This is a genomic window from Agromyces capsici (assembly GCF_058349965.1).
On the sequence record NZ_JBYRET010000003.1, the window covers coordinates 2188 to 5637 of the forward strand.

2 rRNA genes are annotated in these 3450 nt (G+C 56.8%); both read left to right on the top strand.

The features are described from left to right. Nucleotides 1-34 precede the first annotated feature (34 nt). A 23S ribosomal RNA gene (locus AC3RKB_RS18765) occupies nucleotides 35-3136 on the top strand. Between the two features lie 193 nt (nucleotides 3137-3329). Next, nucleotides 3330-3446, top strand: a 5S ribosomal RNA gene (rrf, locus tag AC3RKB_RS18770). Nucleotides 3447-3450: the final 4 nt, after the last annotated feature.

Sequence of the window (3450 nt, forward strand, 5' to 3'; positions counted from 1 at the left end):
TTCGGGTTCGGGTGTGCGATTCGAACTCATGTGATTTCAAGTTTCTAAGAGCAAACGGTGGATGCCTTGGCATCTGGAGCCGAAGAAGGACGTCGTAATCTGCGATAAGCCTCGGGGAGCTGATAAACGAGCTGTGATCCGAGGATTTCCGAATGGGGAAACCCCGCCAGGCCCTTCGTGGTGACCTGGTGACTCCCGCCTGAATATATAGGGCGGGTAGAGGGAACGTGGGGAAGTGAAACATCTCAGTACCCACAGGAAGAGAAAACAACCGTGATTCCGTGAGTAGTGGCGAGCGAAAGCGGATGAGGCTAAACCGGTCATGTGTGATACCCGGCAGGGGTTGCATGGTCGGGGTTGTGGGACCTTTCGGGCTGTTCTGCCGGACAGCCGCGGTGACGCGTCAGGTATAGACGAACCGGATTGAAAGCCGGACCGGAGTGGGTGTGAGTCCCGTAGTCGAAATGCCTGGCCGGCCGGAGAGGTATCCCAAGTAGCACGGGGCCCGAGAAATCCCGTGTGAATCTGTCAGGACCACCTGATAAGCCTAAATACTCCCAGATGACCGATAGCGGACAAGTACCGTGAGGGAAAGGTGAAAAGTACCCCGGGAGGGGAGTGAAATAGTACCTGAAACCGTTTGCTTACAAACCGTCGGAGCCTCCTTTGTTGGGGTGACGGCGTGCCTTTTGAAGAATGAGCCTGCGAGTTAGTGATCTGTGGCGAGGTTAACCCGTGTGGGGTAGCCGTAGCGAAAGCGAGTCTGAATAGGGCGATTCAGTCGCAGGTCCTAGACCCGAAGCGAAGTGATCTATCCATGGCCAGGTTGAAGCGACGGTAAGACGTCGTGGAGGACCGAACCCACTTAGGTTGAAAACTGAGGGGATGAGCTGTGGATAGGGGTGAAAGGCCAATCAAACTTCGTGATAGCTGGTTCTCTCCGAAATGCATTTAGGTGCAGCGTTGCGTGTTTCTTGCCGGAGGTAGAGCTACTGGATGGCCGATGGGCCCCAACAGGTTACTGACGTCAGCCAAACTCCGAATGCCGGTAAGTGAGAGCGCAGCAGTGAGACGGTGGGGGATAAGCTTCATCGTCGAGAGGGAAACAACCCAGACCACCGACTAAGGTCCCTAAGCGCGTGCTAAGTGGGAAAGGATGTGGAGTTGCACAGACAACCAGGAGGTTGGCTTAGAAGCAGCCACCCTTGAAAGAGTGCGTAATAGCTCACTGGTCAAGTGATTCCGCGCCGACAATGTAACGGGGCTCAAGCACGCCACCGAAGTCGTGGCATTACCGCATATCGATAGGCCTTCGTGGTCCAGTCGTGGTGATGGGTAGGAGAGCGTCGTGTGCCGGGTGAAGCGGCGGTGGAAACCAGCCGTGGACGGCACACGAGTGAGAATGCAGGCATGAGTAGCGAAAGACGGGTGAGAAACCCGTCCTCCGGAAGACCAAGGGTTCCAGGGTCAAGCTAATCTGCCCTGGGTAAGTCGGGACCTAAGGCGAGGCCGACAGGCGTAGTCGATGGACAACGGGTTGATATTCCCGTACCGGCGAAGAACCGCCCACACGAGATCAGGAGTGCTAAGCATCCCAAGCCGTGACCGACCCTTCGGGGAACGTTGCGGGGCGGCATGCGACCCCATCTGGTGGAGTGAGCGTATTAACAGGTGTGACGCAGGAAGGTAGCCCAGCCCGGGCGATGGTTGTCCCGGGGCAAGCGTGTAGGCCGAGCGATAGGCAAATCCGTCGCTCACACAGGCTGAGACGTGATGCGGATGAAAAGTGGGTGATCCTATGCTGCCGAGAAAAGCATCGACGCGAGGTTCCAGCCGCCCGTACCCCAAACCGACTCAGGTGGTCAGGTAGAGAATACCGAGGAGATCGAGAGAATCGTGGTTAAGGAACTCGGCAAAATGCCCCCGTAACTTCGGGAGAAGGGGGGCCGGATTCGTGAAGGGACTTGCTCCTGGAGCGTTGAAGGCCGCAGAGACCAGTGGGAAGCGACTGTTTACTAAAAACACAGGTCCGTGCCAAGTCGCAAGACGATGTATACGGACTGACGCCTGCCCGGTGCTGGAAGGTTAAGAGGACCGGTTAGCCTCACGGCGAAGCTGAGAATTTAAGCCCCAGTAAACGGCGGTGGTAACTATAACCATCCTAAGGTAGCGAAATTCCTTGTCGGGTAAGTTCCGACCTGCACGAATGGCGTAACGACTTCCCAGCTGTCTCAACCGCGAACTCGGCGAAATTGCATTACGAGTAAAGATGCTCGTTACGCGCAGAAGGACGGAAAGACCCCGTGACCTTTACTACAGCTTGGTATTGGTGTTCGGTGTGGCTTGTGTAGGATAGGTGGGAGACTGTGAAGCGGGCACGCCAGTGTTCGTGGAGTCATTGTTGAAATACCACTCTGGTCACTCTGGATATCTAACTTCGAACCGTGATCCGGTTCAGGGACAGTGCCTGGTGGGTAGTTTAACTGGGGCGGTTGCCTCCCAAAGAGTAACGGAGGCGCCCAAAGGTTCCCTCAACCTGGTTGGCAATCAGGTGGCGAGTGTAAGTGCACAAGGGAGCTTGACTGTGAGACTGACAGGTCGAGCAGGGACGAAAGTCGGGACTAGTGATCCGGCAGTGGCTTGTGGAAGCGCTGTCGCTCAACGGATAAAAGGTACCTCGGGGATAACAGGCTGATCTTGCCCAAGAGTCCATATCGACGGCATGGTTTGGCACCTCGATGTCGGCTCGTCGCATCCTGGGGCTGGAGTAGGTCCCAAGGGTTGGGCTGTTCGCCCATTAAAGCGGTACGCGAGCTGGGTTTAGAACGTCGTGAGACAGTTCGGTCCCTATCCTCTGCGCGCGCAGGAAATTTGAGAGGATCTGACCCTAGTACGAGAGGACCGGGTTGGACGAACCTCTGGTGTGCCAGTTGTTCCGCCAGGAGCACCGCTGGTTAGCTACGTTCGGGATGGATAACCGCTGAAAGCATCTAAGCGGGAAGCCGGCCTCAAGATGAGATTTCCATCCCCTTCGGGGGGAGAGGCTCCCAGCCAGACGACTGGGTTGATAGGCCAGATGTGGAAGCACCGCAAGGTGTGCAGCTGACTGGTACTAATACGCCGACAACTTGACAATCACTATCCACACCATCGTTGTAAGGCAGCGGTGTGGAGCCCTGATGACTCGCGTCCACTCTGTGGTTCCCAACAGACGGAAACACACTTCAACAAAACAGAGCACCACACCCACCCCCGCACACACCGGGGGGCAGGGTGTGCACCGAAACCACCAACCCCCACCCACGGGCGGGACGAGTTGGTCCTAGAGTTTCGGCGGCCATAGCGCGAGGGAAACGCCCGGACACATTCCGAACCCGGAAGCTAAGACTCGCAGCGCCGATGGTACTGCAGGGGCGACCCTGTGGGAGAGTAGGACACCGCCGGACATTC